30 protein-coding genes are annotated in these 26,096 nt (G+C 66.6%); 17 read left to right on the top strand and 13 right to left on the bottom strand.

Features of this window, described 5'->3' with window-relative positions; genetic code table 11:
* Positions 1-136 precede the first annotated feature (136 nt).
* The 4 genes from ACNR9O_RS13630 to ACNR9O_RS13615 form a co-directional block, all read right to left on the bottom strand.
* Positions 137-1,537: a sensor histidine kinase gene (locus ACNR9O_RS13630; RefSeq protein ID WP_473687983.1), complete on the bottom strand. Its 1,401-nt coding sequence runs from the start codon at positions 1,535-1,537 to the stop codon at positions 137-139.
* Entirely contained in the window at positions 1,534-2,199 is a 666-nt protein-coding gene (locus tag ACNR9O_RS13625) for a response regulator (RefSeq protein WP_473687985.1), read from the bottom strand. The genes ACNR9O_RS13630 and ACNR9O_RS13625 overlap by 4 nt, the downstream gene beginning before the upstream one ends.
* 155 nt (positions 2,200-2,354) lie before the next feature.
* Positions 2,355-3,800 (bottom strand): porin, encoded by a 1,446-nt coding sequence (locus ACNR9O_RS13620; RefSeq protein WP_473687987.1) that lies wholly within the window; start codon positions 3,798-3,800, stop codon positions 2,355-2,357.
* Positions 3,801-3,844: 44 nt separating this feature from the next.
* The gene (locus tag ACNR9O_RS13615) at positions 3,845-4,141 is read right to left on the bottom strand and encodes a hypothetical protein (protein ID WP_473687989.1); all 297 of its coding nucleotides are present in this window, start codon (positions 4,139-4,141) and stop codon (positions 3,845-3,847) included.
* On the opposite strand from ACNR9O_RS13615, the gene ACNR9O_RS13610 reads away from it, so the two are divergent.
* The 4 genes from ACNR9O_RS13610 (at position 4,134) to ACNR9O_RS13595 (ending at position 7,428) form a co-directional block, all read left to right on the top strand.
* Positions 4,134-4,448, top strand: coding sequence for a hypothetical protein (locus ACNR9O_RS13610; RefSeq protein ID WP_473687991.1), 315 nt, complete (start codon positions 4,134-4,136; stop codon positions 4,446-4,448). The genes ACNR9O_RS13615 and ACNR9O_RS13610 overlap by 8 nt on opposite strands.
* A 178-nt stretch (positions 4,449-4,626) precedes the next feature.
* Positions 4,627-5,310, top strand: coding sequence for a carbonic anhydrase (locus ACNR9O_RS13605; protein WP_473687994.1), 684 nt, complete (start codon positions 4,627-4,629; stop codon positions 5,308-5,310).
* Positions 5,311-5,323: 13 nt separating this feature from the next.
* Positions 5,324-6,853: a SulP family inorganic anion transporter gene (locus ACNR9O_RS13600; RefSeq protein ID WP_473687996.1), complete on the top strand. Its 1,530-nt coding sequence runs from the start codon at positions 5,324-5,326 to the stop codon at positions 6,851-6,853.
* A 92-nt stretch (positions 6,854-6,945) separates the two neighbouring features.
* On the top strand, positions 6,946-7,428 hold the full coding sequence (locus tag ACNR9O_RS13595) for a hypothetical protein (RefSeq protein WP_473687998.1): 483 nt from the start codon (positions 6,946-6,948) through the stop codon (positions 7,426-7,428).
* 21 nt (positions 7,429-7,449) lie between these two features.
* On the opposite strand, the gene nth is transcribed toward ACNR9O_RS13595, so the two are convergent.
* The 5 genes from nth to ACNR9O_RS13570 are packed head-to-tail and all read right to left on the bottom strand — an operon-like array spanning position 7,450 to position 11,812.
* Entirely contained in the window at positions 7,450-8,151 is a 702-nt protein-coding gene (gene nth, locus ACNR9O_RS13590) for an endonuclease III (protein ID WP_473688000.1), read from the bottom strand.
* Positions 8,148-8,759 (bottom strand): RnfABCDGE type electron transport complex subunit B, encoded by a 612-nt coding sequence (locus ACNR9O_RS13585; RefSeq protein ID WP_473688002.1) that lies wholly within the window; start codon positions 8,757-8,759, stop codon positions 8,148-8,150. The genes nth and ACNR9O_RS13585 overlap by 4 nt, the downstream gene beginning before the upstream one ends.
* Positions 8,756-9,127, bottom strand: coding sequence for a hypothetical protein (locus ACNR9O_RS13580; RefSeq protein ID WP_473688004.1), 372 nt, complete (start codon positions 9,125-9,127; stop codon positions 8,756-8,758). Before ACNR9O_RS13580 ends, ACNR9O_RS13585 begins: the two co-directional genes overlap by 4 nt.
* A 19-nt stretch (positions 9,128-9,146) precedes the next feature.
* The gene (gene metG, locus ACNR9O_RS13575) at positions 9,147-11,246 is read right to left on the bottom strand and encodes a methionine--tRNA ligase (RefSeq protein ID WP_473688006.1); all 2,100 of its coding nucleotides are present in this window, start codon (positions 11,244-11,246) and stop codon (positions 9,147-9,149) included.
* 29 nt (positions 11,247-11,275) lie between these two features.
* A complete protein-coding gene (locus ACNR9O_RS13570) occupies positions 11,276-11,812 on the bottom strand; it encodes a metal-dependent hydrolase (protein ID WP_473688008.1) in 537 nt (178 codons plus the stop codon).
* A 235-nt stretch (positions 11,813-12,047) separates the two neighbouring features.
* On the opposite strand from ACNR9O_RS13570, the gene ACNR9O_RS13565 reads away from it, so the two are divergent.
* Genes ACNR9O_RS13565 through ACNR9O_RS13555 form a run of 3 tightly spaced genes read left to right on the top strand, consistent with a single transcriptional unit; the run spans position 12,048 to position 14,667 of the window.
* On the top strand, positions 12,048-13,208 hold the full coding sequence (locus tag ACNR9O_RS13565) for an MFS transporter (protein ID WP_473688010.1): 1,161 nt from the start codon (positions 12,048-12,050) through the stop codon (positions 13,206-13,208).
* Positions 13,209-13,240: 32 nt separating this feature from the next.
* Positions 13,241-13,861, top strand: a complete 621-nt coding sequence (locus tag ACNR9O_RS13560) for an HAD family hydrolase (protein ID WP_473688012.1) — start codon at positions 13,241-13,243, stop codon at positions 13,859-13,861.
* The gene (locus ACNR9O_RS13555) at positions 13,858-14,667 is read left to right on the top strand and encodes a DeoR/GlpR family DNA-binding transcription regulator (protein ID WP_473688014.1); all 810 of its coding nucleotides are present in this window, start codon (positions 13,858-13,860) and stop codon (positions 14,665-14,667) included. Before ACNR9O_RS13560 ends, ACNR9O_RS13555 begins: the two co-directional genes overlap by 4 nt.
* 71 nt (positions 14,668-14,738) lie before the next feature.
* Here ACNR9O_RS13555 and ACNR9O_RS13550 read toward each other — a convergent pair whose 3' ends face one another.
* Positions 14,739-15,185 carry a DUF2147 domain-containing protein gene (locus ACNR9O_RS13550; protein WP_473688016.1) on the bottom strand — a complete coding sequence of 149 codons (447 nt, stop codon included), beginning with the start codon at positions 15,183-15,185 and terminating at the stop codon, positions 14,739-14,741.
* 137 nt (positions 15,186-15,322) lie between these two features.
* On the opposite strand from ACNR9O_RS13550, the gene apbC reads away from it, so the two are divergent.
* Complete coding sequence (apbC, locus tag ACNR9O_RS13545) at positions 15,323-16,417, top strand: iron-sulfur cluster carrier protein ApbC (RefSeq protein ID WP_473688018.1); 1,095 nt, start codon at positions 15,323-15,325, stop codon at positions 16,415-16,417.
* Positions 16,418-16,438: 21 nt separating this feature from the next.
* A complete protein-coding gene (locus ACNR9O_RS13540; RefSeq protein ID WP_473688020.1) occupies positions 16,439-16,972 on the top strand; it encodes an NADPH-dependent FMN reductase in 534 nt (177 codons plus the stop codon).
* 41 nt (positions 16,973-17,013) lie between these two features.
* On the opposite strand, the gene ACNR9O_RS13535 is transcribed toward ACNR9O_RS13540, so the two are convergent.
* The gene (locus tag ACNR9O_RS13535) at positions 17,014-17,613 is read right to left on the bottom strand and encodes a hypothetical protein (protein ID WP_473688022.1); all 600 of its coding nucleotides are present in this window, start codon (positions 17,611-17,613) and stop codon (positions 17,014-17,016) included.
* 355 nt (positions 17,614-17,968) lie between these two features.
* On the opposite strand from ACNR9O_RS13535, the gene dcd reads away from it, so the two are divergent.
* Together dcd and ACNR9O_RS13525 are read left to right on the top strand one after the other, a co-directional pair.
* A complete protein-coding gene (gene dcd, locus ACNR9O_RS13530; RefSeq protein WP_473688024.1) occupies positions 17,969-18,535 on the top strand; it encodes a dCTP deaminase in 567 nt (188 codons plus the stop codon).
* A gap of 114 nt (positions 18,536-18,649) precedes the next feature.
* Positions 18,650-19,144 (top strand): hypothetical protein, encoded by a 495-nt coding sequence (locus ACNR9O_RS13525; protein WP_473688026.1) that lies wholly within the window; start codon positions 18,650-18,652, stop codon positions 19,142-19,144.
* A 48-nt stretch (positions 19,145-19,192) separates the two neighbouring features.
* Here ACNR9O_RS13525 and ACNR9O_RS13520 read toward each other — a convergent pair whose 3' ends face one another.
* Both ACNR9O_RS13520 and ACNR9O_RS13515 read right to left on the bottom strand, forming a co-directional pair.
* On the bottom strand, positions 19,193-19,612 hold the full coding sequence (locus ACNR9O_RS13520; protein WP_473688027.1) for an HIT family protein: 420 nt from the start codon (positions 19,610-19,612) through the stop codon (positions 19,193-19,195).
* Positions 19,609-20,277, bottom strand: a complete 669-nt coding sequence (locus ACNR9O_RS13515) for a dienelactone hydrolase family protein (RefSeq protein WP_473688029.1) — start codon at positions 20,275-20,277, stop codon at positions 19,609-19,611. Before ACNR9O_RS13515 ends, ACNR9O_RS13520 begins: the two co-directional genes overlap by 4 nt.
* 99 nt (positions 20,278-20,376) lie before the next feature.
* Here ACNR9O_RS13515 and ACNR9O_RS13510 point away from each other — a divergent pair, with 99 nt between their 5' ends.
* From ACNR9O_RS13510 to ACNR9O_RS13485, 6 genes are all read left to right on the top strand, one after another.
* Positions 20,377-21,012, top strand: a complete 636-nt coding sequence (locus tag ACNR9O_RS13510; RefSeq protein ID WP_473688031.1) for a DUF6348 family protein — start codon at positions 20,377-20,379, stop codon at positions 21,010-21,012.
* 56 nt (positions 21,013-21,068) lie between these two features.
* Positions 21,069-22,055, top strand: a complete 987-nt coding sequence (locus ACNR9O_RS13505) for a phytanoyl-CoA dioxygenase family protein (protein ID WP_473688033.1) — start codon at positions 21,069-21,071, stop codon at positions 22,053-22,055.
* Between the two features lie 104 nt (positions 22,056-22,159).
* Positions 22,160-23,479, top strand: a complete 1,320-nt coding sequence (gene rimO / locus ACNR9O_RS13500) for a 30S ribosomal protein S12 methylthiotransferase RimO (RefSeq protein ID WP_473688035.1) — start codon at positions 22,160-22,162, stop codon at positions 23,477-23,479.
* Positions 23,480-23,489: 10 nt separating this feature from the next.
* Positions 23,490-24,299: a DUF3025 domain-containing protein gene (locus ACNR9O_RS13495; RefSeq protein ID WP_473688037.1), complete on the top strand. Its 810-nt coding sequence runs from the start codon at positions 23,490-23,492 to the stop codon at positions 24,297-24,299.
* A gap of 69 nt (positions 24,300-24,368) precedes the next feature.
* Positions 24,369-25,397 (top strand): phosphate/phosphite/phosphonate ABC transporter substrate-binding protein, encoded by a 1,029-nt coding sequence (gene phnD / locus ACNR9O_RS13490; protein ID WP_473688039.1) that lies wholly within the window; start codon positions 24,369-24,371, stop codon positions 25,395-25,397.
* Positions 25,398-25,471: 74 nt separating this feature from the next.
* Positions 25,472-26,038 (top strand): hypothetical protein, encoded by a 567-nt coding sequence (locus tag ACNR9O_RS13485; RefSeq protein WP_473688041.1) that lies wholly within the window; start codon positions 25,472-25,474, stop codon positions 26,036-26,038.
* The last annotated feature ends 58 nt before the right edge of the window (positions 26,039-26,096 follow it).

Genomic DNA, 26,096 nt, shown 5'->3' with positions numbered 1-26,096 from the left:
CGACTGGCGGGAGCGGTGGGGAGATCAGGTTCATCGCGCACCATGCGAGGCGGGGCTTGGCCCATTGCGCGACATGATCCCAGGCCAGCCTTGTGGAAACCTTTTGGGCGTCTGTAAGGAAAGCGTCACACGGCCGTCAGGTCGCGCAGGCGTCCATGTGGATGCGTGCCAGCAGGCCATGGCCGAGGGGGGAGGGCAGCAGCTCGATGCGCGCGCCATGCAGTTCGATCGCGCGCTGGACGATGCTCAATCCGAGCCCGTAGCCGCGAGTGGCGCTTTCCACCTCGCGGTGGAAACGCTGGAAGACGGCCTGCCGGCGTTCCGCCGGAATGCCGGGCCCGTTGTCGCATATGTCGATGACCGCGCTGCCGCCCTCCTGCCGGATCGATACGTCGACCTGGCCGCCGTGGCCGGTGTAGCGCAAGGCGTTCTCGATCAGGTTGCGGAACATCGCGGCGAGAGCTACTTCGTGGCCCCATACGTACAGGGCCGGCCGGTCATGGGTCAGGCTTAGCGCGATCTCCTTCTCGGCGATCAGCGGCGCGAGCTCTTCGATCACTTCAGTGGCGACGCGCACAAGGTCCAGCCGGATGCGCTGTTGCGACGCGGCGCCGGCTTCCAGCCGCGCCATCGCCAGGATCTGCTCGATGCGCCGTGCCAGCCGCGCCATGCTTTGCTGGGCATGGCCGACGGCGAATTCCAGTTCGACCGGATCGCCGGACAGGGTCGCGCTTTCGAGATGGATCATGGTCGCCGCCAGCGGCGTGCGCAGTTCGTGCGCGACGTCAGTGGCGAAACGGTGCTCGCGCTCGAGCGCATCCTCCAGGCGTTCCAGCTGCTGGTTGAGCGCCGCGATCAGCGGCTTGATTTCCTTCGGCGCATCCTTGGCCGAGACCGGCTGGCGGCTGCCGGGCGTGCGGCGGTCCAGCGATTCGGTGAGCAGCGCCATCGGGCGCAGGCCGCGCTTGACCGCCAGGCTCACCAGCAGTGCCAGCAGGGGGAGGCCGACCAGCAGTGGCAGGGTATGCTCGATCACGAGGCCACGAGTGATGTCGCGGCGGTTGTCATAACGCTCGGCGATGCGGATGACCAGTCCGGCGCGGTTCTGCAGGGTGAAGGTGCGCCACAGCGTGCCGCTATGCCTGATGTCGAGAAAACCGCGTTCGGTAGAGCTCGGCGGCGGCAGATCGGCCAGATTGGCGGTGGCGGCGATCAGCGTGCCGTGCGGGTCGTAGGCCTGGAAACCCACTTCGGGTTCGTAATTGCGCGGATGGACCGAGACCACCACGCTGCCTTGACGCCTGGGCGGCGACGGCGTGACGCCCGCCAGCTGGTCCGAACGCTCGGGCAGGTCGCCATGAGCGATCAGTGTGCCGAGCGTGCGACCGGCCTGGGCGAGACGGCCGTCCAGGAGCTGGGCCATCTCACGCTGCTCGCGTTGATAGCTGATCACGCCCAGGGGAATGAGCACGCCGACCAGCACCGCGATGATCAGCCAGGTCAGGCGGGTTCTCAGGCTGGCCGCAGCGGCGCTCATTTGGGTTCGCGCGGAATCATGTAACCCACGCCGCGTACGGTGTGGATGACCTCCGGGCTGAGCTTGCGGCGCAGCCAGTGCACCTGCACTTCGATGGCGTTGCGCTCGACGATGGTGTCCAGTCCATAGACCGAGCTCTCCAGTGCCTCGCGCCGGACGATGCGGCCGGCGCGCTCCATCAGCACGCGCAGCAGGGCGAATTCGCGCCGCGTCAGGCCGATCTTCTCGCCGCGGTATTCCACTTCCGAAGAAGCCAGGTCGAGGCGCAGGTTGCCGACCTCAACGACGCTATCGGCCAGGCCCTGGGCGCGCCGCGTCAGCGAGCGGATGCGCGCGGCCAGTTCGCCCAGATGGAACGGTTTGACCAGGTAATCGTCGGCACCGAGGTCCAGGCCGCGGATGCGCATTTCCAGCGCGTCGCGGGCGGTCATCACGAGCACGGGTGTCTTGATGCGCGCGCGCCGGGTCTCCGCCAGCACTTCCAGGCCGTCCTTGTCGGGCAAGCCCAGGTCCAGCAGCACCAGGTCGATGGGTTCGCTGCGCAGCGCGTGCAGGGCCTGGTTGCCGTCGCGCAGCCAGGTCACCGCGTAGGACTGCTGTTCGAGGGCGTGCTTGATGGCGTCGCCAAGCTCGTCGTCGTCTTCCACCAGCAGAATGTGCATGCGCGCGGTACCTTTGGCCCTCGTGGGCGCGGACGCGCCCGTGCGACATGATCCGCGGGCAGGCTTTTGTGGATCTTTTGCCACGGCGCCGGCGGGAACGTGCCCGCCGGCAGCATACCGCGCCGGCGCCGCTGAGGCGGCGGCGCGGTAGTGGTTCAGTAGTTGACCTGCAGCTGCAGGCGCAGCAAGTCGCCTTTGACGATGCCGTAGGGCGCGGTGCCGACGTCGGTACGGCGCATGTTGGCGTACGCCACGGCGATCTCCAGCGCCGAAGAGGGCTGCCATTCCACGCCGGCCTCGGTTTCGTTGAGATGCATGAAAGGCGCATTGGTGTCGAACTTGGATGCGCCACGGTACTTCTGCCATTTCAGGTAGGGGAACAACGTGCCGAAGCGCGCGGTATCCAGTTTGTACATCGCCTGCACGTAGCCGCCGCGAAGGGACTTGGAGACGATGCCGCGGCGGGAGATATCCAGCTGCGGGCCTCGCCCCACCGTCCATTCGGCCTGCAGGCCGAACGGCTGCGGATAGTAGATCGCGTGCACGGCGACGCGCTGGTCCAGCATGCCGTTGGCCGGCGAGCGGTCGGCCGGCGTGAAGGTCGCGCCATTGACGGTGATGGCGGTTGGCGTAGCCCCCTTGAAGCGACCGCTGTACGCATCCGCGCCCACTTCGAGGAACTGCCCGTTGGCGAACTTGAACGGATAGGTCACGTGCAGGACGGTGTGCAGGCTGTCGTTGCGTTCGGCCCGGTTGGCGCCCTGGCCGTTGTAGACGCCCAGGCCGACCACGCCGTAGTCGCCGGAACCCTTCAGGCCGGACTTGACCAGATATTGGAAGCGGTCGCGGATCTCGCTAGGCGTGTAGTAGAAGAACAGGCCGATATCGCGCTCGTCGCGGACGCCGGAGTTGAGCGCATCCGCGCGATCGGGAGTGAGGCGGTTCTGGCTGGACTGCAGGTTCTCCCAGCCATAGGGCACCTTGGATTGGCCGGCACGGACGCGGAACTCGCGCTCCTTGTCCAGGTAGATGTCGGCATAGGCATCGCGCAGCTGACCGTAGTTCGACGTACTCGAACCCGATGGGGTGGAGGCGAAATCCGGCTGCAGGTAGATGGAGACGCGGTCGGTGATATCGCCGCTGACGACCAGGCGCGCGCGACGGATACCGAAACTCTGGCCGTCGCCGATGAAGCGGTCGCCGGGCGCGCGCAGCTTGCCGGCTTCCGCGCCGAAACCGTGGTTGTAGCGCAGCTGGGTATAGCCACGCAGCGACAGGCGGTCGTACCACTTCTTGTCGGCCGGCTTGGCGGGCTTGCTCTCTACCGCGGCAGCAGGAGCCGCGGCGATAGTGGTGGTGGCCGATGCCGTGGGAGCGTCGGGCGCGGACGGGGTGGCGGCGGTGCCGGGCACGGATGGCGCGCCGGTCGTTTCGTCCACTTGCACGAAGGTGCCCAGCTTGACGCGCCCGGGGCCGGGCTCGGCGTAGATCTGCTGAGTCTTGCGGTCGACATAGAGGTCGAGCGTGGCGGCAGGGGATGCTTCGGAGAACGCGGCGGCGCCGACGGTCCAGAGCATCGAGGCGAGGGTTTTTCTCTTCATGGTCATCCGGGAGATCGGGCGGCGTGGCCGCGAGGAGGGGGCGATCACGGATGTCCAGGCGTCTGGACGTCCGTCGCCGTGCATGCGGGCGCAAGAATTTGCGGGCCACGGGGCGGCGAGCCTAGGCGGACCGGATGTCGGTTTTGTGACAAGGGTGGAGGTGTGGCGCCTGAAAGAGCAAAAAAAAAGACGGCCATTTCACTGCGCTGAACACGATTCCTGCTCTTGTTCAGAATTTTTCCAAAATTGTGCAGTGCAAGGGGTTGAGCATCGTCGCGCGAGCCCGTATCTTCTTGCGTCATGCATTCCCGTCGATTCTCTCGCGTCTTCGTCATGTTCATGGCATGCCTCTTCGGCGTGCTGGTGACGTTCGCGTCGACGGCGCAGGGCATCGGCAAGAATGGCCGGTCGGCGATCGCGGCTGCCGTGTCTGCCGATATCGTCCAGGATCTCGCCGACGACGGCGATGACGGTTCCGACGCACTCGCCGGAGCCTGCTCGATCGACGACCAGTGTCTGGACGACATCATGGTCGACGAAGTGGAGTGGCCCGTATGGCACGACCGCGCTCCTTCCGTGGCCATCGGCCCGGTGCCTGACGTGCGTGAACGCGCGGTCGGGCTGATCTGCCCCCCTCCCAACGCCTGATTCCCTGCGCGCGTTTCCGTCGCGGCGCCTGAGCGCTCGCGAGCCGGAGTCCCTGCGCGCCTGAGGGCAGCCTGCCTGCCCGAGCCTCGCCGTGTCTGCGCGAGGTCGCTTCCCCCCAACGCATCGATTTTTCGGCGGTCGCTTGCCGCCAGCCCCCTATTGCCCGGGAGATACCCCCATGGAACGTCTGCTCGAAGGTTTTGAACACTTCCGCCGCACCGTCTTTCCGGAACAGCGCGAGCTGTTCAAGAAGCTGGCCACCGGCCAGAGCCCGCACACGCTGTTCATCACCTGCGCCGACTCGCGCGTGATGCCGGAAATGATCTTCTCGGCACTGCCGGGCGAGATCTTCGTGTACCGCAATATCGGCAACATCGTGCCGCCCTATGCCCAGCACGTGAGCGGCGTGGTCGCCGCGATCGAGTACGCGGTGAAGGTGCTGCAGGTCAAGCACATCATCATCTGCGGACACTCCGACTGCGGCGCGATGAAAGGCCTGCTGGCGCCGGCCAAGGTGGTGCACATGCCGTCCGTCGCCGCATGGCTGAAGCACGCCGATGTGGCCAAGTACGTGGTCGCGGAGAACAGCCCGCACCTGGAAGGCGACGAGGCCCTGCGCCGCGTGACCGAAGAGAACGTGGTCGGCCAGCTGGAGCATCTGCGCACCTTGCCCGCGGTGGCAGCGGCGATGGCCAACGGCAGCGTGAGCATCCACGGCTGGGTGTACGACATCGAACACGCCGAGTTGCGCGCGTTCGACGCGCACACGGGTCACTTCACCACCATCGATCCCTCGCGCCGCGAAGTACCGGACGCGACCCCGCATGCCCGCTTCGCGGCCAGCACCGCGTCTACGGCTTAAAAGGAGTCATTCCATGCGTTCCGACGTGATCTCGAAATACTTTTCGAGCAACTTCTTTAGCCGCGACCTGCTCGGCTCGATCGTCGTGTTCCTGGTGGCGCTGCCCTTGTGCATGGGCATCGCCATCGCCTCGGGCATGCCGCCGGCAGCCGGCCTCATCACCGGCGTGATCGGCGGCATCGTGGTCGGCGCGATCGCCGGCTCGCCGTTGCAGGTCAGCGGCCCGGCCGCGGGCCTGGCCGTGCTGGTATTCGAGCTGGTGCGCGAGCACGGCGTGGCCGCGCTGGGTCCGGTGGTGTTGCTCGCGGGCCTGATCCAGGTCGCCGCCGGCCTGTGCCGCGTGGGCATCTGGTTCCGCATGACCTCGCCGGCCGTGGTGGCCGGCATGTTGTCGGGCATCGGCATCCTGATCGTGGCCTCGCAGGCGCACGTGCTGATCGACGCCAAGCCGCTCGCGCGCGGCCTGGAGAACTTCGCCGCACTGCCTGGCGCGCTCGTCAACGCGTTCTCGGGAGAAGGCACTGGCCTGGCCGCGCTCGGCGTGGGTCTGTCCACCATCGCCATCATGCTGGGCTGGGAAAAGCTTCGTCCGCAGAAGCTGCGCTTCGTGCCGGGCGCGCTGCTGGCCGTGGTCGCGGTGACCGCGTTCGTGCAGTTCCAGGGCGTGAACGTCAACAAGGTCGACGTGCCGGCCAACCTGATGTCGGCCATCGCGATGCCGAGCTTCGCCGACCTCGGCGGCCTGCTCGAACCCTCGCTGCTGGTCGCCGCGCTGACCTTCGCCTTCATTGCCAGCGCGGAGACGCTGCTCTCGGCGGCGGCGGTGGATCGCATGCATGACGGCGCACGCACCAACTACGACCGCGAACTGACCGCACAAGGCGTGGGCAATGCCCTGTGCGGCCTGCTGGGCGCGCTGCCGATGACCGGCGTGATCGTGCGCAGCGCCGCCAACGTGCAGGCCGGTTCGGCGACGCGCATGGCGACCATCATGCACGGCGCGTGGATCCTGGTGTTCGCCATGCTGCTGCCGTGGCTGATGCGCATGACGCCGGTGTCGTGCCTGGCGGGCATCCTGGTGTTTACCGGCATGAAGATGATCAACCTCAAGCAGGTGAAGAGCTTCGCCGCCTATGGCAAGGGCACCGCAGCGATCTATCTGGCGACCACCATCGCGATCGTCGCCACCGACCTGCTGGCAGGCGTGCTGGTGGGCTTCGCGTTGTCGCTGTTCCGCCTGGCGCTGTTGTCTTCGCGTCTGAAGGTGAATCTTGCGGAACATCACGAGCCGAATGCCGCCAAGCTGCACCTGACCGGTATCGCCACCTTCCTCAAGGTGCCGTCGATGGCGCGCACGCTGGAGCAGGTGCCGCCGAATACGCGCCTGCATGTGGTGATGGATGACTTGCACCACGTCGATCAGGCGAGTTTCGAGCTGCTGCGCGACTGGGCGCGCAACGCCAAGTCCAAGGGCTGTGAACTGGTGGTGGACTGGATGGAACTGGAGCGCAGAGTGGAAGGGCCGGCCAAGGCGGCCGCCTGATCTCAGGTGCGATATCCGCGAGCCCCGCGGAAGCCATGCGGCTTCCGCGGGGATGCTTTGTATGCAAGCGATAGTAGCTAGGAGCGAATGCGATGCTCACGGACATCACTTCGGCGCTCGGCGCCATCAAGACCGGTTCGGATATCGCCAGAGAGATGGCGGCCGCCCACTCGCTGGACGATGCGCGCGACAAGGCGCCCGAGCTGTTTGGCGCGATGGCGGAGATCCAGCATCGGCTGGCGGCAATGCAGCTGGCCTACGCCAACCTGCTGGAAGAGCGCGACACGCTGGCCAGGGAAGTGGAGGCGTGCCGGCAAGCGCGCATGGAGCGCGAGCGTTATGTGCTGCATGTCTTGCCGCAGGGAGGACTGGTGTATCGCTTCAAGAGCAGCCGCGGCTCCGGCGATGTGCCGCACGACCTGTGCGTGCATTGCTACGAAGCGGGAATGAAATCGATTCTGCAGCCGAACGGTTCACACCTCGTCTGCCCCAAATGCAAGGCGAAGCTGCGCCATCAGGGCGCGGTGGCGGCGCCATCATCGCGGCGCGGCGGTGTCTGCGTATGGACGCTTTGACCGCAAGCGCGGTTTGAACGATTACTTCCTGCGCGTGCCGGCGCGCGGCTTGGCCGCCTTCTTCGCGGCCGCTTTTCTCTTTGCCGGCTCCGATGGCGTCTTGTCCTTGTACTGGCACAGGTCGCGGATCACGCACTGCGGGCAATCCGGCTTGCGTGCCTTGCACACGTAGCGGCCATGCAGGATCAGCCAGTGGTGCGCATCCTGCTTGAACTCAGGCGGCACGACTTTTTCCAGCTTGTCTTCGACTGCGCGGACATCTTTGCCCGGCGCCAGACCAGTGCGATTGGAGACGCGGAAGATATGCGTGTCCACGGCAATGGTGGGGTGGCCGAACGCGGTGTTGAGCACGACATTGGCGGTTTTGCGACCCACGCCCGGCAACGCTTCGAGCGCTTCGCGGGTCGTCGGGACTTCGCCGTCGTACTGTTCGACCAGGATGCGGCACAGCGCGATCACGTTCTTGGCCTTGGCGTTGAACAGGCCGATGGTGCTGATGTAGCGCTTGAGGCCGTCTTCGCCCAGATCGAGGATCGCCTGCGGCGTGTCGGCCACGGGATACAGCTTGCGTGTCGCCTTGTTCACGCCGACATCGGTGGCCTGCGCCGACAGCACGACGGCCACCAGCAGCTCGAACGGCGTGTTGTATTCCAGTTCGGTAGTAGGGTGAGGATCCAGTTCGCGCAGGCGGGTGAACAGCTCGACGACGTCCGCTTTCTTCACGGCTTGGGTTCCTGTTGCCTGGCCTTGGCACGGGCCAGGGCGGCCAGTACCGGGTTGTCGCTTACTGCCGCGCCGAGCTGTGCCTTGCGTGCGGCAAGCTCGGCGGCTTGCCTGGCACGCTCCCTTTCGAGTCGCGTTTCGCGGCGGCGGAAGTGCTCGCGCGCCTTGTCGGCATGCGCCGGGTCTTCCGCCTGTGCAGGCGGCATCGGTTCGAGCACGATGCAATCGACGGGGCAGGCGGGAACACACAGCTCGCAGCCGGTGCAGTCGTCGGCGATCACCGTGTGCATCAGCTTGGCGGCACCGAGGATCGCATCGACCGGGCAGGCCTGGATGCACTTGGTGCAGCCGATGCAATCGGCTTCGACGATGCGCGCGAGCGTGCGCGGTTTCTCCACGCCATGGTCGGGATTCAGCGGCAGCGCTTCGCAACCGAGCAACCGCGCCAGCTTGGCGATGCCGGCCGCGCCACCCGGCGGGCACTGGTTGATCGGCGCTTCGCCGCGCGCGATCGCCTCCGCGTAGGGGCGGCAGCCATGGAAGCCGCACTGCTCGCATTGGGTCTGCGGGAGCAGGGCGTCGATGCGGTCGGCCAATGAATCGTTCATCGTCGTGCGGGGTGGAATCGTGCTAGCAACCAGGCACCGACCAGGCTGGCGAGAGGACAGGCGATCAGCACGAGCAGCATGCCTGCGTCGCGCCAGACGTCACCGGATGTGTCGGCATGGATGCCGCCGAGGGCGAGCCAGCCCAGGCCGCCGAGCGATGCATTGCCCATCAGCCAGAGCAGGCGGTTGCCGCGGCCGGCGATCGCCATACCGAGGCCGACGAACAGCACAGGCACACTCAGCATGATGGCCAGCCTGAACAGCGGGATCAGAACGGGACCGGCTCTGAGCGAAGCTGCTGTGATGACCGCAACGCCAACGAGCAGGTACGAGATGTACTGGCTCGTCGGCTTCCCCTGAACGGACATCGCGCCGGTCCTCGGCGAATCAGCGCACCGTGGCGCCGGGCTTCGCGCCCTGGTCGGCGTCCAGCAGGAACAGATCGTCGCCGCCGTCGCCGGCCGAAAGGATCATCCCTTCGGACAGGCCGAAGCGCATCTTGCGCGGCGCCAGGTTGGCGATGAATACGACGTTGCGGCCGACCAGCTTTTCCGGCTCGCCGTAGGCGGCGCGGATACCGGAAAAAATTTGCCGCGTACCCAGCGGGCCGGCATCCAGTTCGAAGCGCAGCAGCTTGTCGGAGCCGTCCACGAACTCGCAGGCGGTGACCTTGCCCACGCGCAGATCGAGCTTGGCGAAATCGTCGATGCCGATGGTGACGGGCGCTTCGGCGTTGCTGGTGTCGCTCATGGTCTTGCTGTTTTCCTTGGGTGTCGTCTTGGCGGCTTTCGCGGGCTTGGCTGCCGGTTCGGGGGCGGCCAGCGAATCGCGCGATGCTTCGACCATGGCTTCGATCAGCTTGGGATCGATGCGGCCGAGCAGCGGTTCGAAAGCGTTGATGTTGTGATTGTGCAGTTCCGCGCGTGCGTCGTCGAAACCGTTGATGGGCGCGGCGAGGAAGCGTTCGGCCTTCTCCACCGTCGCCGGCAGCACGGGCTTGAGCACGCCGGCCAGCAAGCGGAACGCGGCGATGGCGAACGAGCAGACCTGATGCAGCTCCTTGCGCAGCGTGCTGTCCTTGGCCATGTTCCACGGCGCCTTGGCGGCGATATGGCCATTGACCAGGTCGGCTATCAGCACGAACTTGCGAGCCACGTCGGCGAACTCGCCGCTGTGGTACAGCGCCGGCACTTCGTCGTAGTGCGTCATCAGCTCGCGCCACAGCGCGTCTTCTTCCTTGCCGAACGCGGGTGCGAGGCGGCCCTCGAAAAACTTCTGCACGAAGCCGGCGGTGCGGCTGGCGATGTTCACCCACTTGCCGATCAGGTGTGAATTGACCCTCTCCTCGAACGACTTGAGGTCCAGGTCCACGTCCACCGGCGTGTCGCCCAGCATGGAGGCGAAGTAGTAGCGCAGGAATTCCGGATGCAGGCCCACGTCCAGGTAGGTGCGCGCCTTGATGAAGGTGCCGCGCGACTTGGACATCTTGGCGCCGTTGACGGTGAGATAGCCGTTGACGTGCAGCGCAGTAGGTGTGCGCAGGTCCGCGCCATGCAGCATGGCCGGCCAGAACAGGCCGTGGAAGTTGATGATGTCCTTGCCGATGAAATGGTGCATCTCGGTGCTGCTGCCCGGCGCGAGGAAATCCTCGAAGCGCACGCCGGTCTTCTCGCACAGCGCCTTGAAGCTGGCCAGATAACCCACCGGCGCGTCCAGCCACACGTAGAAGAACTTGCCCGGCGCGTCGGGAATCGGGAAGCCGAAATACGGCGCATCGCGCGAGATGTCCCAATCCTTCAAGCCACCGTCCAGCCATTCGCGCAGTTTGGCGATTACGCCGCTGTTGGCCACCGGCGCGCCGTCGGTGAGCTTGCCGGCGAACCAGTCGCGCAGCAGCGATTCGAACTTGCCCAGTTCGAAGAAGTAATGCTCCGAATCGCGCAGCACGGGCGTAGCGCCGGACATCACCGAATAGGGCTGGATCAGATCGGTGGGCGCGTAAGTGGCGCCGCAGTTCTCGCAGTTGTCGCCGTATTGGTCCGGCGTGCCGCACACGGGGCAGGTGCCCTTGATGTAGCGGTCCGGCAGGAACATCTGCTTTTCCGGATCGAACAGCTGCTGGATGGTGCGGCGGGCGATGTAGCCGCCTTCGCGCAGGCGTGCGTAGATCAGCGACGAGAGCTGGCGGTTCTCTTCGGAATGGGTGGAGTGATAGTGATCGAAGGCCACGCCGAAGGCCGCGAAATCCGACTCGTGGGCGAGACGGATGCCCTCGATATAGGCCTCGGGCGCCAGCCCGGCCTTCTCCGCGGCCAGCATGATCGGCGTGCCGTGCGCGTCGTCCGCGCAGACGTAGAACGCCTCGGCTCCCTGCATTCGCTGCGCCCGCACCCAGATGTCGGCCTGGATGTAGCCCAGCATGTGGCCCAGGTGCAGCGGGCCATTGGCGTAGGGCAGGGCGTTGGTGACGAGGAGTCGACGGGACATGGCTTCTTGGCTGGTCGAGGGATCGGGGATTATGGCACGCGGGCCGAGGCGGGACGCCGCGCGAGCCACAGCGTGAACGCCGCCAGGGCGCAAGGCAGCCATACCCAACGCAGCTCGGACCCGAGCACCGCCAGCCCGCGCGCGCTGAAGAAGCGCGCGCCGATCGGCGAGACCGCGATCGGCCGCCACGGGAAGAAGAAGCGCTCGGCCGAGAATGGCCAGGCCAGCGCGACGCCGAGGCCGCCATCGGTGAGCGCATCCAGCAGCGGATGCGATAGCGCGGCCAGGCCGACGAAGACGAACGCGCGCCAGCGCGTGGTGTACAGCGGCCGGCACGCGAGCGCGGCCAGCGCGCCGAGCAGGAGCGCCATGGCGAGCGAGTGCGCCGCGCCGCGATGGCCGAAAGCATCGGCGTAGGCCACGCCGAATCGGAATGCGATGACGTCCGCATCCGGCAGCATGGCGGCAATGGCGCCGGCGGCGAGCAGGCGCGGGGAGACGGCGCGCTTGCCCGCAGCGGCGCCGAGCAGGAGGGGAACGGCGGCGTGGGTGATGACGGTGGGCATGAGCCTTCCTTGGAGTGGAGCTGGCAGGGCCTGGGTATTCGGCACCTGCTGACAACGTGGTCGTGACGTTACCGGATGGCCCGTTTCGCTTGCCACGTCGAGCCGCCCCGCGAGCGCATTCGCGTGCCGCCTTCGCCACGTCGGGCCCTGCCTCGGAAACGAAGACTGTGTAGATTTGCTTGTTTGTGCACGATTGTTTACATTCATGCCCATTGCTGAGCACGGGCTGGACCGGATGAGAACGACGAGCGAGGGCGCGCTGGGCGGGCGCGAATCATTGGGGCAGGCCACGCTGTCCACACGGCTGATCTTCCTGGTGTCAGGCATCGGTATGTCGGCTTGGGCGCCCATGGTGCCGTACGCGAAGTCGAGGCTGGGTCTGGACGATGCGCAGCTGGGTTTGATCCTGCTCGTATTCGGCGGTGGCTCGATGGCCTCGATGCCATTCGTAGGCTGGCTGAGCCACCGCTTCGGCAACCGGCGCGTGATCGTGGCCTCGGGCCTGCTGCTATGCCTCGCCCTGCCGGCACTGGCACTGGCGCCAAGCGCGATAGCGCTCACCGCGGCGCTGGCGTATTTCGGCGTGATGCTCGGTGTGGTTGACGTCGCCATGAACGCGCATGCGGTGGAAGTGGAGAAACTCGATGGCCGTGTGCTGATGTCCGGTTTCCACGGCCTGTTCAGCGTGGGCGGCCTGACCGGCGCCGCGCTGATGAGCGCGCTCCTCGCTGCCGGCCTGCCGCTGGCTTGGAGCGCCGCCGCGGTGGCGGTGCTGCTCGCCGCGCTGGTGCTGTTTCTGCGCGGCGGTCTGTTGCCCGGCGAAGGCGGTGCGGAAGGGCACGCCGCATTCGGCATACCGCGCGGCGCAGTGCTGCTGCTGGGCCTGCTGTGCTTCGTCAGCTTCATGGCCGAAGGTTCGATGCTGGATTGGAGCGCGGTGTTCCTGCGCGACTTCCGCGGCTTCGCGCCGAGTTCGGCGGGCATCGGCTATGCATGTTTCTCCATCGCGATGGCGCTCGGCCGCCTCACCGGCGACCGGCTGGTGCAGCGGGTCGGCACGGTATGGACGGTGCGCGCCGGCGCCGCACTGGCCGCGGCCGGCTTCGCGCTGGTGGCGGGGGTGCCGTGGGCGCCGGTATCGCTGATCGGCTTCGTGCTCATCGGCCTCGGCGCTTCCAACATCGTGCCGGTGATGTTCAGCGCCGCCGGCCGGTTGCCGGGCACGTCGCCGGCGGTCGCGCTCGCGGCGGTCACCATGCTCGGCTACATCGGCCTGCTCAGCGGGCCGGCACTGATCGGGTTCCTGTCCAAGCTCAGCAGTCTCCCGGTAGCGATGGGTGCCGTGGCGGGGCTGCTGATGGTGGTGTCCGCGTCCGCGCGGATCGTGCGTCGATGAGCATGGCCATGCGTGAGAGCGGGAGCAGCGGAATGATCGATACGGTGGTGTTCGACCTCGGCGGCGTGCTGATCGACTGGAATCCTCGTTACCTGTATCGCCAGCTGTTCGACGACGAAGCGGCGATGGAGCGCTTTCTCGCCGAGGTGTGCACGGGCGCATGGAACGAGCAACAGGATGCCGGGCGGCCATGGCACGAGGCGGTCGCCGTGCTCAGTGCGCAGTTTCCTGAGCACGCGCCGCTGATCGCCGCGTTCCGCGACCGCTGGGAAGAGATGCTGGCCGGGCCGATCCACGGCAGCGTGGCGTTGCTGGCCGAACTGAAGCAGCGCGGCGTGCGTCTGTACGCACTGACGAACTGGTCGCACGAAACCTTCCCGCGCGCGCTGGAGTTGTACGACTTCCTGCATCTGTTCGAGGGCATCGTGGTGTCGGGCGAGGAACGCTTGATCAAACCCGATCCGCGTATTTATCACTGCCTGTTCGAACGCTACGGCATCGATCCCTCGCGCGCGATCTATATCGACGACGCGCGCCGCAACGTGGATGCCGCCGCTGCGCTAGGCATGCATGCGTGGTGGTTTCAGGGCGCCGATGGCTTGCGCGGATGGCTCGCGTTGCGCGGGCTGGTCTCGGCGGAGGCCACCGCATGAGCAAGACGACAGCGATCGAAGCCCTGCCCGCCGAAGCCCTGCCGCAAGAGCGCCAGCAATGGATCCTGCAGCGCCTGCGCAGTCGCGGCCGCGTGGTGGCGGCGGAACTGGCGGCGGAGTTCCAGGTATCGGAGGACTCGATCCGTCGCGACCTGCGCGAGCTCGCGGCCCAGGGCCTGTGCAAGCGCGTCTACGGTGGCGCGCTGCCGCTGACGGTGGCGGTGCAGCCGCTCAAGCAGCGCCGCGGCGAACATGCGGGCCGCAAGCAGGCGCTGGCGCACAAGGCGGCGACGCTGGTGCGCCAGGGGCAGATCCTGCTGATCGACGCCGGCTCCACCAATACCGCCATCGCCGCCGCGTTGCCCGAGCGTTTTGGCCTCACGGTGGTCACCAATGCGCCCGACGTCGCGCTGGCGCTGATGGATCGAGAGGGTTTCGAGATCCTGCTGGTCGGTGGACGGATCGATCCGCGCATCGGCGGCGCGGTGGGCGCGCAGGCGGTCAAGTCGCTGCAGGGCATTCGTGCGGACCTGTGTTTTCCCGGCGCCTGCGCGATGGATCTGGATGGTGGCCTGTGGGGTTTCGACAGCGAGGAAGTGCTGTTCAAGCGCACCATGGTCGAGTGCAGCGGTGAGACCGCGGTGGTGGTCACCAGCGACAAGCTCGGCGCCGTCGCCACGCATCGCGTGGCGGAACTGGCCGAAGTGCAGCACCTGGTGCTCGAGCATGAGGTCGACAAGGCGACGCGGGCAGCCTACGCGGCGCGCGGCGTGACGGTGCATCGGGCGGACGCTGCGTCGGATTGATTTTTCGGCTGCCTGAAAAAACGCGCCCCGCATGAGCGGGGCGCGCGGGTTCCCTGTTCCCGAGCCGCTTTTTATTCCTGGCGCTCCCACACCTGGCTGCGGCCGATCAGCGAGAAGCCGATGTAACCGTGAACGTCGAGCTTGGCGCCGTTCTCGATGGTCTTGAGCTTGACCTTGTAGGTCTTGCCGTTCTTGGGGTCGAGGATCTTGCCGCCGTCCCACTCGTCGCCGTCCTGCTTGACGCCCCACATGATCACCATGCCCTCGACGGGCTGGTCCTTGCGCTCGCCGTCGCATTCCTTGCAGACCGGGTGCGGACCGTCGTCGGACTGCAGCACCTGCAGCACCTTGCCCTGCAGTTCTCCGTTGGACTCGGTGATCTGCACGATGGATTTGGGCTTGCCGGTCTTGTCGTCGATGGTCTTCCAGGTACCCACCGGCGAGTTGCTGGCGGCGAACGCGGCACCGGCGCCGAGCAGCAGCGCGGCAGCGGTGGCGAGGCGGATCAGTGGCTTCATGCGTCCCTCCCGTACGAAACAGTATGGAAGGCGAGACTGACGACGGCGCGGCCGGCCGTCAAGCTGCAACGCGCAAGCATTGGGGGCAGTGCGGGGCTGGCATAATGCCTCTTCCTCCCGTTGCGCTCCCACCGCTCATGACGCAGGCAAGCGAAGTTCTGGTACGCCGCATTCTCGGCGAGCTGATCGACCCCCATACTGGCGCACCGCTGGGTGAAAGCCTGCGCGCCGTCGGCGTGGACGGCGCACGCGTGTCGGTGGACCTGCAGCTGGGCTATCCCGCCGCGGGTGGCGCCGATGCCGTCGCCGCGATGGCCAGGCAGGCGCTGGAGGCGGATCCGGCGATCGAATCGGCCGCGGTATCCGTGACCAGCCGCATCTACGCGCATAAGGTGCAGGGCACGCTGGCGCCGCTGCCGAACGTGAAGAACATCATCGTGGTGGCGTCCGGCAAAGGCGGCGTGGGCAAGTCCACGGTGTCGGCCAATCTCGCACTGGCGCTGGCCGCCGAGGGTGCGAAGGTGGGCGTGCTGGATGCGGATATCTACGGCCCCAGCCAGCCGCGCATGCTCGGCATCAGCGGCAAGCCCGAATCGCCGGACGGCAAGACCATCACGCCGCTGCAAGCACACGGGCTGCAGGCGATGTCGATCGGTTTCCTGGTGGACGAAGAGACGCCGATGATCTGGCGCGGTCCGATGGTCACTCAGGCGATGATGCAACTGCTCAACGACAGCCGCTGGGAGCAGCTCGACTACCTGGTGGTGGACTTGCCGCCGGGCACGGGCGACATCCAGCTCACGTTGTCGCAGAAAGTGCCGGTCGCCGGTGCGGTGATCGTCACCACGCCGCAGGACATCGCCCTGCTAGATGCGCGCAAAGCGCTGAAGATGTTCGAGAAGGTGGAGGTGCCGGTACTCGGCATCGTGGAGAACATGGCCACCCACGTGTGCTCGAACTGCGGCCACGAGGAGCACATCTTCGGCGAAGGCGGCGGCATGCGCATGGCCGAGCAGTACCAGGTGCCGTACCTCGGCTCGCTGCCGCTGGACATCCGCATCCGCGAACAGGCCGACGGCGGCACGCCGACGGTGGCGGCGATGCCGGACTCCGATCTGGCCGCGCGCTACCGCGAGATCGCGCGCAACACGGCGGGGCGCCTGTCGCGTCAGCCGCGCAACAAGTCGCTGGGGCTGGGCAAGATCATTGTGCAGGGCGCGCCTTCCGCATGATCGCGGCGGGCTGAGGACGGCATGGCGTTGCGCATCCTCTGTCTCAGCGGCAGCCTTCGGGCGGTGTCCGCGAACACCGCCTTGCTGCGGGCGTCCCGCGTGCTTGCGCCGGCGACGCTCGAGCTGGCGCTGTTCGAGCGCATGGGCGAACTGCCGCTGTTCAATCCCGATCTGGACATCGAACCATTGCCGCCTGCCGTGCTCGCGCTGCGCGAAGCCGTCGGCCGCAGCGACGCGATCATCGTGGCCTGTCCGGAGTACGCGCACGGCGTGCCGGGGCCTTTCAAGAACCTGCTCGACTGGCTGGTCTCCAGCCTGGAATTTCCGGGCAAGCCGGTCGCCCAATGGAATGCCTCCGGGCGCGGCTCGCATCATGCGCAGGACGCATTGCGCGAAGTGCTGACGACCATGTCGGCCCGCCTGCTGGACGAAGCGGCGGCCACGTTCCCGTTGCCGGGCGCGGGCAGTTCGGTGGAGGCGCTCCTTGGCGATGCCGCCCACGTCGAGCGTATTCGCACGGCATTGAGCCGTCTGGCTGCTGCGGTCGCTCCCTGAAGAAGAACGGGCGCCTCGTGGCACCCGTTCTTCTGTCGGTCTCAGCCGCCGGCCTTCTTCTGGCGATGGATCGCGCGGCTGTCGCGGTTCTCCGTGCGCTGGATGTGACGTTGCTCGGCACGGCTGACATGGCCATTGGCGCCGGCGTTGTGTTCCAGGTGGTCGACGTGCGCCTCGCGGCCCTGCAGGTGCGCCACCTGCGCATCGTTGAGCGAACCGCTGCGCACACCCTGGTCGATGCGCTTCTCCTGGTTGACGTTGCGCTGCACGTCGGCGGCCATGCGGCGGGACGAGGCCGAATCGGGGTTCTGTCCCGCGCGATTGTGGGTGTCGCGATAGATGTCGTGGCTCTGCACGTTCTCGGCGTGCTGGATCTGCGCCTGTTCCTGGCTAGTCAGCGGGCCGTTGTGCAGGTCGCGCTGCTCCATGCGGTCGATGTGCGCCTGGCCCTGTTCCAGGTGCGATGCCTCGCGGGTGGTGAGCTGGCCGTCCTTGATGCCGTTCTCGATGCGCTGCTGCTGATTCACGTTGCGCTGCACGTCCTGGTTGACCGGCGCCTCCTGGGCGTGGGCGACAGCGCCGAACGTGGCGGCGATGAAACCGATCAGCGCGATGCGGCGCAGGTTATGGCGATGCTGCATGGTGTTCTCCTCTTTGGAATGGTGGAACGGCTTGCCCCGGGTGCCAGCGGAGAACGGGAGGCCGAGGGGTGTGTTGACGGCGGCGCGCCGGGCGGATTTAGCGCGCGCTCAGCCTCGGACGGGATTGGTCTTTCAATGAAATGATTTCAAAACAGGGTGTTGCGCGCCGTGGCTTGCGCGTGACTGACGAAAGGGCGGCGTTTCACGGGTGGCATCCCGGGCGCTGCGATCGGCCGGCCGGCACGCCTGGCAGTGGCGGATCGACTGGCGGGGTTCCTGGCGATCCGCTATGTTTTTCCGCTTTCGGCCCGGCGTCCCGCGCGGGACGGACCTGAAGATCGCAACGGGAGCGCGAGTGAGCATCAAATCCGACAAGTGGATCCGGCGCATGGCCGAGCAGCACGGCATGATCGAGCCGTACGAGCCTGGCCAGATCAAGGTCCGCGAGGGCAACAAGCTGGTGTCCTACGGCACCTCCAGCTACGGCTACGACGTGCGCTGCGCGCGCGAATTCAAGATCTTCACCAATATCAACTCCACCATCGTCGACCCGAAGGCGTTCGATCCGACCAGCTTCGTCGACGTGGAGGCGGATGTGTGCATCATCCCGCCGAATTCGTTCGCGCTGGCGCGCACCGTCGAATACTTTCGCATCCCGCGCAGCGTGCTGACCATCTGCCTGGGCAAGAGCACCTATGCGCGCTGCGGCATCATCGTCAACGTGACGCCGCTGGAGCCGGAATGGGAGGGCCACGTCACGCTGGAGTTCTCCAACACCACGCCGTTGCCGGCCAAGATCTATGCCAACGAGGGCGTGGCGCAGATGTTGTTCCTGGAGTCCGACGAGGTTTGCGAGACCAGCTATCGCGACCGCGGCGGCAAGTACCAGGGCCAGCGCGGCGTGACCCTGCCGCGCACCTGAGCGCAACTTTTCGCGTGGCGCGGCAGCTGAACGGCTGTCGTCCCGCGCTGCGGCGACCCACCCGGCCGGCGCTACACTCCTTGGAAAGCCCACATTGAATTGTCGGAGATACACATGATTCGTCTATCCACGCTGCTCAGCCGCACCGCTGCAGCCCTCATGCTGGGCAGCCTGCTGGTCCTGGCCGGCTGCCATCGCGGCGCCACCAAGGACGAGGCCATCAAGACGGCCCAGATGCAGGGCAAGTTCGACGCCACCGTCGAGGCCTACAAGAGCGGTCAGTTCATGGTAGACGGCGCCGTGCTCTCCGCGCTGGATACCGGCAGCCATTTCGCCTACCTGAAGGACCAGGGCAAGCTGCCCAAGACCGTGCTGCTGGTGCCCAGCGACGAGTCCAAGGTGCGCAAGCAGCATCTGGAATTCATGGCGCGCATGCAGCTGGATTACGGTTTCACCGTCTATTACGACGACGGCGGCACGCTGAAGAAGATCAATCCGGTCGACACCAAGGCGCGCGAGCTGGAGGACTACCACGCTCCGGTCAAGATGAACGACGAAATGAAGGGCAAGGAGGCCAGCAGCGGCGGGTACGATCCTTCGCAGCGCTGAGCATCCCGGCGATCGGAAAAAAAGCCCGCGAGCGATCGCGGGCTTTTTTCATGGTTGCGTCAACGCGTGGCGGAGGCGGGCGATGAGATCGTCCATGGCGTCCTGCGCGTAGGGCTGCGCCGGTCCGCTGCCCCAGACCGGTCCGGGCCATGCTGCGTCGCCTTGGCGACGCGCTACCACGTGCAGGTGCAGCTGGCGCACGATGTTGCCCAGCGCACCCAGGTTGAGCTTGTCGCAGGGCGTACAGGCACGCAGGGCGACGGCGGCGCGATTCACCTCGCGCCACAGCGTCAGCTGCTCGTCTTCCGCCAGATCGGCGACCTCGACCAGGCCGGGACGACGCGGGACCAGCACCAGCCAGGCGAAGCGCGTGTCGTTCATCAGCAGTACTTCGCACAAAGGAAGCGCTGCGACAGGGCGGGTATCGGCGGCGAGCCGGCCGTCCAGCGCGAAGGCGGCCGCGCTCATGCGCCGCCCAGTTCGCGCGCGAAGAAACCCATGGTGCGATCCCAGGCCAGCGTGGCGCTCGGTTCGTGGTACTGCGGGCCGATGTCGCGGTTGAAGGCGTGGTCGGCCGGATAGGTGTAGATCTCCATCTGCGGCAGCTTCTCGCGATGCGTGGCCACCATCTCCGGCGGGATGCTCTTGTCCAGCTCGCCGAAATGGAACATCACCGGTGCCTTGGGTGTTTCGTCCAGATAGGGCAGGTTGCGCGCGCCGTAGTAGCTCACCGAGGGCAGTCCCAGGCGGAGCGCGGCCAGCAGCGCGACGGTGCCGCCCCAGCAAAAACCCAACGTGCCGATCTTGCCGGCCGAGGCGATCGCTTCGGCCGCGCTTCCGACCGCTTCGACCGCGCGGTCCATGCCCAGCTCAGTCGCCAGTGCCTTGCCGCGCGCCGCGGTCTGGGCGTCGTAGCCCATCTCCACGCCGGTTTCCAGGTAATCGAAGAAATGCGGCGCGATGGCGGTGTAGCCGGCGGTCGCAAGACGGTCCGCGATGCTGCGGATGTGGTCGTTGACGCCGAAGATCTCCTGGATCACCACGATGCCGCCCCTGGACGCGCTTTCGGGCTTGGCCAGGTAGGCGCCGATGCACTGCGTGCCGGCGGTGGGAAGGTTGATGTGCTGGCCCATGGCTGCGTTCTCGCTGCGGCAAAAACGGAAGTTTAGGCGGGTTGGGAGCGGCTGTGCATTTGTGAGAGGCTAGCGCGGCTTGCCACCCAGGATGTTTCGATGAACGGCCAATCCGTGCAGACCCAGATGCTTCGCCTGTTTGAGCGCCACGATGTGGAACTGGAAGTGGACGAGGAAGACTGGCTGGTTACCGACGGCGATTTCCCCGCTGTGCGCGCGACCTGGCACGAGGGAACACCGGGCCGGCTGGACGTTGATGTGGTGATCAGCGAGGAGCGCCACATCGAGGAGAGTTTTGCCGGCAACGGCAGTGGTGATGCGGGAGTGCGCGATGCATTCAAGGCATTCGAGCGCAACGCTTTGTACGTGCTGCTCGCGGCGTGCTGGTACGTGACTGACGATCGGCGCATTCAACTGCAGAGCTGGGAGCTGGGCCTGCGCAGCTGGGATGTATTCGTCGGCCCGCTGACTTTCAGCCGCGACGATGTGCCTGCGCCGGATGGCTTGCTGGAGGGTCTGCACGAAGCGGTGCGCAACGAGGCGCTGAGCGCCGAACTGCACTGGATTCGCCTGTTCTATCGCCGCGCGGACGATGGCTCCGTGCTGGCCGAGGCTTTGCTGGACAACCAGCCGTGGCCGGGAGGCGATCGTCTGCTGAATCGACTGGCATGGTCCTCGACTGGACCGGGGTATAGCGCGCGCTGCTTTATCGCACTGGATATTCGCGATTATTGATTAGCGGCGGCGCTGCTTGCGCGGCCTGAAGATTCTTGAAGTAGCGAGGGGGCGCTATGGTCGAGAAGGCGGCAAATCTTGGTATCGAGGCGTTGCATACGTACTGGGCCAGCCAGTGCGCGCCGGGCTCCGTCACGCCGCTGCCGCAGGATGTCGTGAAGACCTTGCTGGCCGGCTTGCGTCTGAATGTGCTGGAAACCCTGCGTTATCTGCATCAGCAGAAACCGAGCTACGCGCAATTCGAAGACTGGATATGGGAACGCAACGACGGCGAACTGACTGACACCTCGCTCAACCGCCTGCGACGAGCGCTGGCTGGCGAGGATGTCGGTGCCGAAGTGGGCCGGCTCGACGATGTCGAAGGCCTGAGCGATGACGATCTCGCGCATTGGGACGAGCATGGCTACGTCATCTTGCGCAACGCGATCAGCCCGGAAGCGGCGGAAACCGCGGAGATGGCCATCTACGATTTCCTGGGGATGGACCGCGACGATCCGGCATCCTGGTATCGCTCATCGCTGGGTCATTCCATCTGGGTGCCGCTGCTGCGCCATCCGGCGCTGGCCGCCAACCGCTTCGCGCCACGCATTCACAAGGCCCATGCGCAACTGTGGGGACGCGACGATCTCTGGGTCACCATCGACCAGGGCGGGTTCAACCCGCCGGAGCGTCACGACTGGCCGTTTCCCGGGCCGCATCTGCACTGGGACGCCACGCTCGCCGAGCCGCACCATTTCGAGTTGCAGGGCATCCTGTATCTCGCCGACGTGGCCGAAGACCAGGGCGCCTTCAGCTGCGTGCCCGGCTTTCACCGCCGCCTGAAACCGTGGCTGGAAAGCGTCCCCGCCGGCGTGAACCTGCACGACCATGCCCGGCGCACCTTGACCATGAAACCCATCGCCGCCCGGCGAGGCGACATGATCATCTGGCATCACCTGCTCCCGCACGGCAGCAGCCCGAACCGTGCGCAACGGCCGCGCGTGGTGCAGTACATGTCGCTGCGGCCCACGCGCTTCGCCTATACCGAGACATGGATGTCCTGATGATGCTGGCTCGACGCCGCAGCGAGGCAGGGAGGTGCGGCGGCGCGGGTATGCGGGTTCGGCTATAATTCCCCGTTTGCCAACCCTTTAACGGTCCCCAGGTCATGTCCCAGGCCACCCAGAAAATCGGTTTCGTCAGCCTCGGATGCCCCAAGGCGCTGGTCGATTCCGAGCGCATCCTCACCCAGCTCAAGGTCGAAGGCTACGAGATCGTGCCGAGCTACGGCGCGGCCGACGCGGTGGTGGTCAACACCTGCGGCTTCATCGACGCGGCGGTGCAGGAATCGCTCGACGCGATCGGCGAGGCGCTGCACGAGAATGGCAAGGTGATCGTCACCGGTTGCCTGGGCAAGCGCTCGGAGCTGATCCGGGAGGCTTATCCGGACGTGCTGGCGATCACCGGTCCGCAGGATTACGCCAGCGTGATGAGCGCGGTGCACACGGCGCTGCCGCCGAAGCGCAATCCGCTGCTCGACATCATCCCGGACACCGGCATCAAGCTGACGCCGAAGCACTACGCGTACCTGAAGATTTCCGAGGGCTGCAATCACCGCTGCAGCTTCTGCATCATCCCGTCGATGCGCGGCGACCTGGTCTCGCGCCCGGTCGACGAAGTGCTGGTGGAAGCCGAGCGACTGGTGAAAGGCGGCGTGAAGGAGCTGCTGGTGATCTCGCAGGACACCAGCGCCTACGGTGTGGACATCAAGTACGCCGAGCGCCAGTGGCGCGACAGGAACTACCGCACGCGCATGACCGAGCTGTGCGAGGGCCTTTCGGAACTGGGCGTGTGGACGCGCCTGCACTACGTCTATCCGTATCCGCACGTGGACGAAGTGATGCCACTGATGGCGGACGGCAAGCTGCTGCCGTATCTGGACATTCCGTTCCAGCACGCCAGCCCGCGCATTCTCAAGCTGATGAAGCGCCCGGGCAACATCGACAAGACGCTCGAGCGCATCCGCAACTGGCGCAAGGCGGTGCCGGAGCTGACTATCCGCAGCACTTTCATCGTCGGCTTTCCCGGCGAGACGGATGCGGAGTTCGAAGAGCTGCTGGATTTCCTGCGCGAGGCCGAGCTCGACCGCGTGGGCGCCTTCGCCTATTCGCCGGTGGACGGCGCCAAGGCCAACGAGCTGCCTGATCCGGTCTCCGAGGAGTTGAAGGAAGATCGCCTGGAGCAGTTCATGGCGGTGCAGGCGGAGATATCCGCCGCCAAGCTGCAGCGCAAGATCGGCCGCACCATCCGCGTGCTGGTGGATGAGGCCGGCGTGCAAGGCGCGGTGGCGCGTTCCGCCGCGGACGCGCCGGAGATCGATGGCGTGGTGCATATTGCCGGTGGCCAGCTGCTGAAGCCGGGACAGTTCGTCGACGTGGTGGTCGAGTCGGCCGACGAGCACGACCTGCACGCGCGCCTCGCCGGCTGAGTCCCGCTCCATGCGCTACGTGGCGCCCGCGCGGACCTCGGTCGATCCGGCCGTGTTCGGCCAGCCGCCGCTGGCCGCCTGGAGCGAGTACGCGGAGCTGCTGCTGGGACACGACTGGCCCGATGTGGCCGCGCTCAACGCCTTGCTTCCCGCGGACGCACGAGAGCGTTTCGTCGCGCAGACGCGCGCCTTGCTGGAGGATGGCCTGCATTACGAGCAGCGCATTTTCGAGCACGGGCGGATCGCCACCCGCGAAGCCAACTGGCACGACCTGTTCAACGCCCTGGTCTGGCTGCGTTACCCGGCGATCAAGCGCGCGCTCAATGCGCAGCAGGCGGCCGAGATCGCGCACATGGGGACGCGCGAGCGCTCGCGCCCGCAATGCGCGATGACGCATTTCGACGAGGCCGGCGTGCTGGTCACGCTGAGCGATTCCGCGCTGCTGGCGCTGTGGGACGCGCACGACTGGCACGGTCTGTTCTGGCGCTACCGCGACGCCTGGCTGGACGGTGCGATCCGCGTGCACGTGTTCGGGCATGCCTTGCTCGAGCACGCTCTCACGCCCGGGAAGCTGCTGGTGGGCAAGGCGCTGGTCTTCGTGGTGGCGCAGGAGGATGAGGCCGGGCTCGCACGAAGTTGCGCCGAGGGCGTGGCGGCGAGCGCGCTGTTGCGCGATCCGCTGGAGCTGCGGCCGCTGCCTTTGTCGGGCGTGCCTGGCTGGCATCCGGACAACGGCGAGGAGGCGTTCCATCTCGGCGCTGCCTGCTACCAGCCGTTGCGCCCGGGCCGGTGCTATCCGCCGCCGGTTTCTCTGGCCTAGGTGCGGCGGTTGCCTGTCCGGCGGCTTCGCGGCTATATAGCCGCTGGGGCAAGCCCGGGGGGCGAACTTATGGATAAGCGAACGTCGTGGCGGCAGCCGCGCGAGCGGTGGCGCCATGGGGGAATGGGGTGGCTGGCGCTGGCCTGCTGGCTGTTCATCACGGCGGCCACGGCGGATACGGCTGCGCCGATCCGCTTCGGCATCCTGCCGATCGGCAGCGCGGCGGAGTCGCGCGAGCAGTGGCGGCCATTGCTGGAGGATCTGGAGAAACGGCTCGGCCATGCCGTGACCACCGTTTCGGTCAGCAGCTATGCCGGCCTTTCGGGGGCGATCGGCGAGCAGCGGGTAGACATCGCTTTTCTGTCGGGCAAGCTGGCCATCGACGCGATCACGCGCCAGCACATGCAGGTGTTCGCGCAGTTCGTGCGCAGCGATGGCGCGAAGGGCAACGTGGCCATGCTCATCGTGCGCGCCGACGGCCCCATCCACGATATCGACGGGCTGCTCGCCCATGCCGGGCGCTGGCGTTATGCACGCGGCGAACCGTTGTCGGTGACCGGCTACGTGGCGCCGGAGGCCGAGGTGTTCGCGCCGCGGGGGCTCAACTCCGATACGTTCTTCGCCCGCGTACGGGTGGGCAATCACCAGAACAATGCACTGGCGGTGGTCAACGGCGAAGTGGATGTGGCTAGCGGCAACAACCCGGACCTGGATCTGTTCCGCCGCAATTTTCCCGCCGAGGCCGCTCAGCTCAAGGTGATCTGGCGCTCCAGCCTGATTCCCTCCGGCGTACTGGTGATCCGCGACGGCATGGAAGAGCCGCTGCGTACCCAACTGATCGATTTCCTGCGCAGCTACGGCACCGGTACGGGCGCGGCGGGTGAGCGCGAGCGCGCCAATCTCGCGCGCATCCCGGACCTGGCCGGGTTCTCGCCGGCGGATAACAGCGTGCTGCGCCCATTCGTGGACATGGAGTACGCCTTGCTTCGGCAACAGGCCCAGCATGGCCGCTGGGTCAGCGACGCCGCGCGCGACGCGCGGTTGCGCCAGATCGAGGCGGATCACCGCCAGGCCCTGGGCCAACTGCTGACGCGATAGCGGAGGCGCGGGCAGGCCACGTTCAGCGGCAAGGCGTAGGGTGGGGCGTTCGCCATGCCACGAGGAGATATCGCATGACTCACCCCCACGCCCGCCGCCGCAGCGCTTCCATGCGCTGGCTGTTCGCGCTCTCGCTGATGGGCGCGGCCACGCTGTCGCCGCTATCGGCGGCGGCACAGGCCAGCAGTCCCCGTCCGCAGGCGGCGCCGCAGCAGGCACCCCAGGCACAGCCGAGCGGTCCGGAGCTGCCCGCGGCCGACCAGCAGGCGATCAAGGACTACAACCTCAACGAAGACGTGTTGGGTCGCCTGCTCGCCGTGACCAAGGCGGCGCGCGCGCAGAATATCCGCCCGCAGCCCGCGCCCGATCCGTCGAAGGTGCGCAACCTGGACGACCTGGCCGCTTACGCCATCGGCAGCGACGCGAAGCTTGCGCCACTGGTCAAGCAGCACGGCTTCACGCCGCGGGAGTTCCTGCTGGCCAATCTCGCGCTCATGAACGCGGCACTGGCGGTGCAGGCGCGCAACGATCCGAACCTGGCCAAGACGATCGACCAGTCGAAGGTGAATACGGCGAACGTGGCCTTCTTCGAGTCGCACCAGCAGCAGATCGCGGCGCAGATGAGCGAAGGCGCGAAGTAAGCCCGAGCCCGATACTCATCCGACGGTGCAGCGATGTAGGTTGGGGTGAGCGAAGCGA

This window comes from Dyella sp. CR10, from assembly GCF_055814425.1.
The sequence above is the reverse complement of the archived record's forward strand: the minus strand, read 5'-3'. Positions and strand labels throughout refer to the sequence as shown.

What these genes read in the sequence shown, in the direction of transcription:
- ACNR9O_RS13630 (WP_473687983.1), bottom strand. Translation starts at nt 1,537, where the DNA reads ATGAGCGCCGCTGCGGCCAGCCTGAGAACCCGCCTGACCTGGCTGATC.
- ACNR9O_RS13625 (WP_473687985.1), bottom strand. Translation starts at nt 2,199, where the DNA reads ATGCACATTCTGCTGGTGGAAGACGACGACGAGCTTGGCGACGCCATC.
- ACNR9O_RS13620 (WP_473687987.1), bottom strand. Translation starts at nt 3,800, where the DNA reads ATGAAGAGAAAAACCCTCGCCTCGATGCTCTGGACCGTCGGCGCCGCC.
- ACNR9O_RS13610 (WP_473687991.1), top strand. Translation starts at nt 4,134, where the DNA reads ATGTTCATGGCATGCCTCTTCGGCGTGCTGGTGACGTTCGCGTCGACG.
- ACNR9O_RS13615 (WP_473687989.1), bottom strand. Translation starts at nt 4,141, where the DNA reads ATGAACATGACGAAGACGCGAGAGAATCGACGGGAATGCATGACGCAA.
- ACNR9O_RS13605 (WP_473687994.1), top strand. Translation starts at nt 4,627, where the DNA reads ATGGAACGTCTGCTCGAAGGTTTTGAACACTTCCGCCGCACCGTCTTT.
- ACNR9O_RS13600 (WP_473687996.1), top strand. Translation starts at nt 5,324, where the DNA reads ATGCGTTCCGACGTGATCTCGAAATACTTTTCGAGCAACTTCTTTAGC.
- ACNR9O_RS13595 (WP_473687998.1), top strand. Translation starts at nt 6,946, where the DNA reads ATGCTCACGGACATCACTTCGGCGCTCGGCGCCATCAAGACCGGTTCG.
- ACNR9O_RS13585 (WP_473688002.1), bottom strand. Translation starts at nt 8,759, where the DNA reads ATGAACGATTCATTGGCCGACCGCATCGACGCCCTGCTCCCGCAGACC.
- ACNR9O_RS13580 (WP_473688004.1), bottom strand. Translation starts at nt 9,127, where the DNA reads ATGTCCGTTCAGGGGAAGCCGACGAGCCAGTACATCTCGTACCTGCTC.
- metG (WP_473688006.1), bottom strand. Translation starts at nt 11,246, where the DNA reads ATGTCCCGTCGACTCCTCGTCACCAACGCCCTGCCCTACGCCAATGGC.
- ACNR9O_RS13570 (WP_473688008.1), bottom strand. Translation starts at nt 11,812, where the DNA reads ATGCCCACCGTCATCACCCACGCCGCCGTTCCCCTCCTGCTCGGCGCC.
- ACNR9O_RS13565 (WP_473688010.1), top strand. Translation starts at nt 12,048, where the DNA reads ATGAGAACGACGAGCGAGGGCGCGCTGGGCGGGCGCGAATCATTGGGG.
- ACNR9O_RS13560 (WP_473688012.1), top strand. Translation starts at nt 13,241, where the DNA reads ATGATCGATACGGTGGTGTTCGACCTCGGCGGCGTGCTGATCGACTGG.
- ACNR9O_RS13555 (WP_473688014.1), top strand. Translation starts at nt 13,858, where the DNA reads ATGAGCAAGACGACAGCGATCGAAGCCCTGCCCGCCGAAGCCCTGCCG.
- ACNR9O_RS13550 (WP_473688016.1), bottom strand. Translation starts at nt 15,185, where the DNA reads ATGAAGCCACTGATCCGCCTCGCCACCGCTGCCGCGCTGCTGCTCGGC.
- apbC (WP_473688018.1), top strand. Translation starts at nt 15,323, where the DNA reads ATGACGCAGGCAAGCGAAGTTCTGGTACGCCGCATTCTCGGCGAGCTG.
- ACNR9O_RS13540 (WP_473688020.1), top strand. Translation starts at nt 16,439, where the DNA reads ATGGCGTTGCGCATCCTCTGTCTCAGCGGCAGCCTTCGGGCGGTGTCC.
- ACNR9O_RS13535 (WP_473688022.1), bottom strand. Translation starts at nt 17,613, where the DNA reads ATGCAGCATCGCCATAACCTGCGCCGCATCGCGCTGATCGGTTTCATC.
- ACNR9O_RS13525 (WP_473688026.1), top strand. Translation starts at nt 18,650, where the DNA reads ATGATTCGTCTATCCACGCTGCTCAGCCGCACCGCTGCAGCCCTCATG.
- ACNR9O_RS13520 (WP_473688027.1), bottom strand. Translation starts at nt 19,612, where the DNA reads ATGAGCGCGGCCGCCTTCGCGCTGGACGGCCGGCTCGCCGCCGATACC.
- ACNR9O_RS13515 (WP_473688029.1), bottom strand. Translation starts at nt 20,277, where the DNA reads ATGGGCCAGCACATCAACCTTCCCACCGCCGGCACGCAGTGCATCGGC.
- ACNR9O_RS13510 (WP_473688031.1), top strand. Translation starts at nt 20,377, where the DNA reads ATGAACGGCCAATCCGTGCAGACCCAGATGCTTCGCCTGTTTGAGCGC.
- ACNR9O_RS13505 (WP_473688033.1), top strand. Translation starts at nt 21,069, where the DNA reads ATGGTCGAGAAGGCGGCAAATCTTGGTATCGAGGCGTTGCATACGTAC.
- rimO (WP_473688035.1), top strand. Translation starts at nt 22,160, where the DNA reads ATGTCCCAGGCCACCCAGAAAATCGGTTTCGTCAGCCTCGGATGCCCC.
- ACNR9O_RS13495 (WP_473688037.1), top strand. Translation starts at nt 23,490, where the DNA reads ATGCGCTACGTGGCGCCCGCGCGGACCTCGGTCGATCCGGCCGTGTTC.
- phnD (WP_473688039.1), top strand. Translation starts at nt 24,369, where the DNA reads ATGGATAAGCGAACGTCGTGGCGGCAGCCGCGCGAGCGGTGGCGCCAT.
- ACNR9O_RS13485 (WP_473688041.1), top strand. Translation starts at nt 25,472, where the DNA reads ATGACTCACCCCCACGCCCGCCGCCGCAGCGCTTCCATGCGCTGGCTG.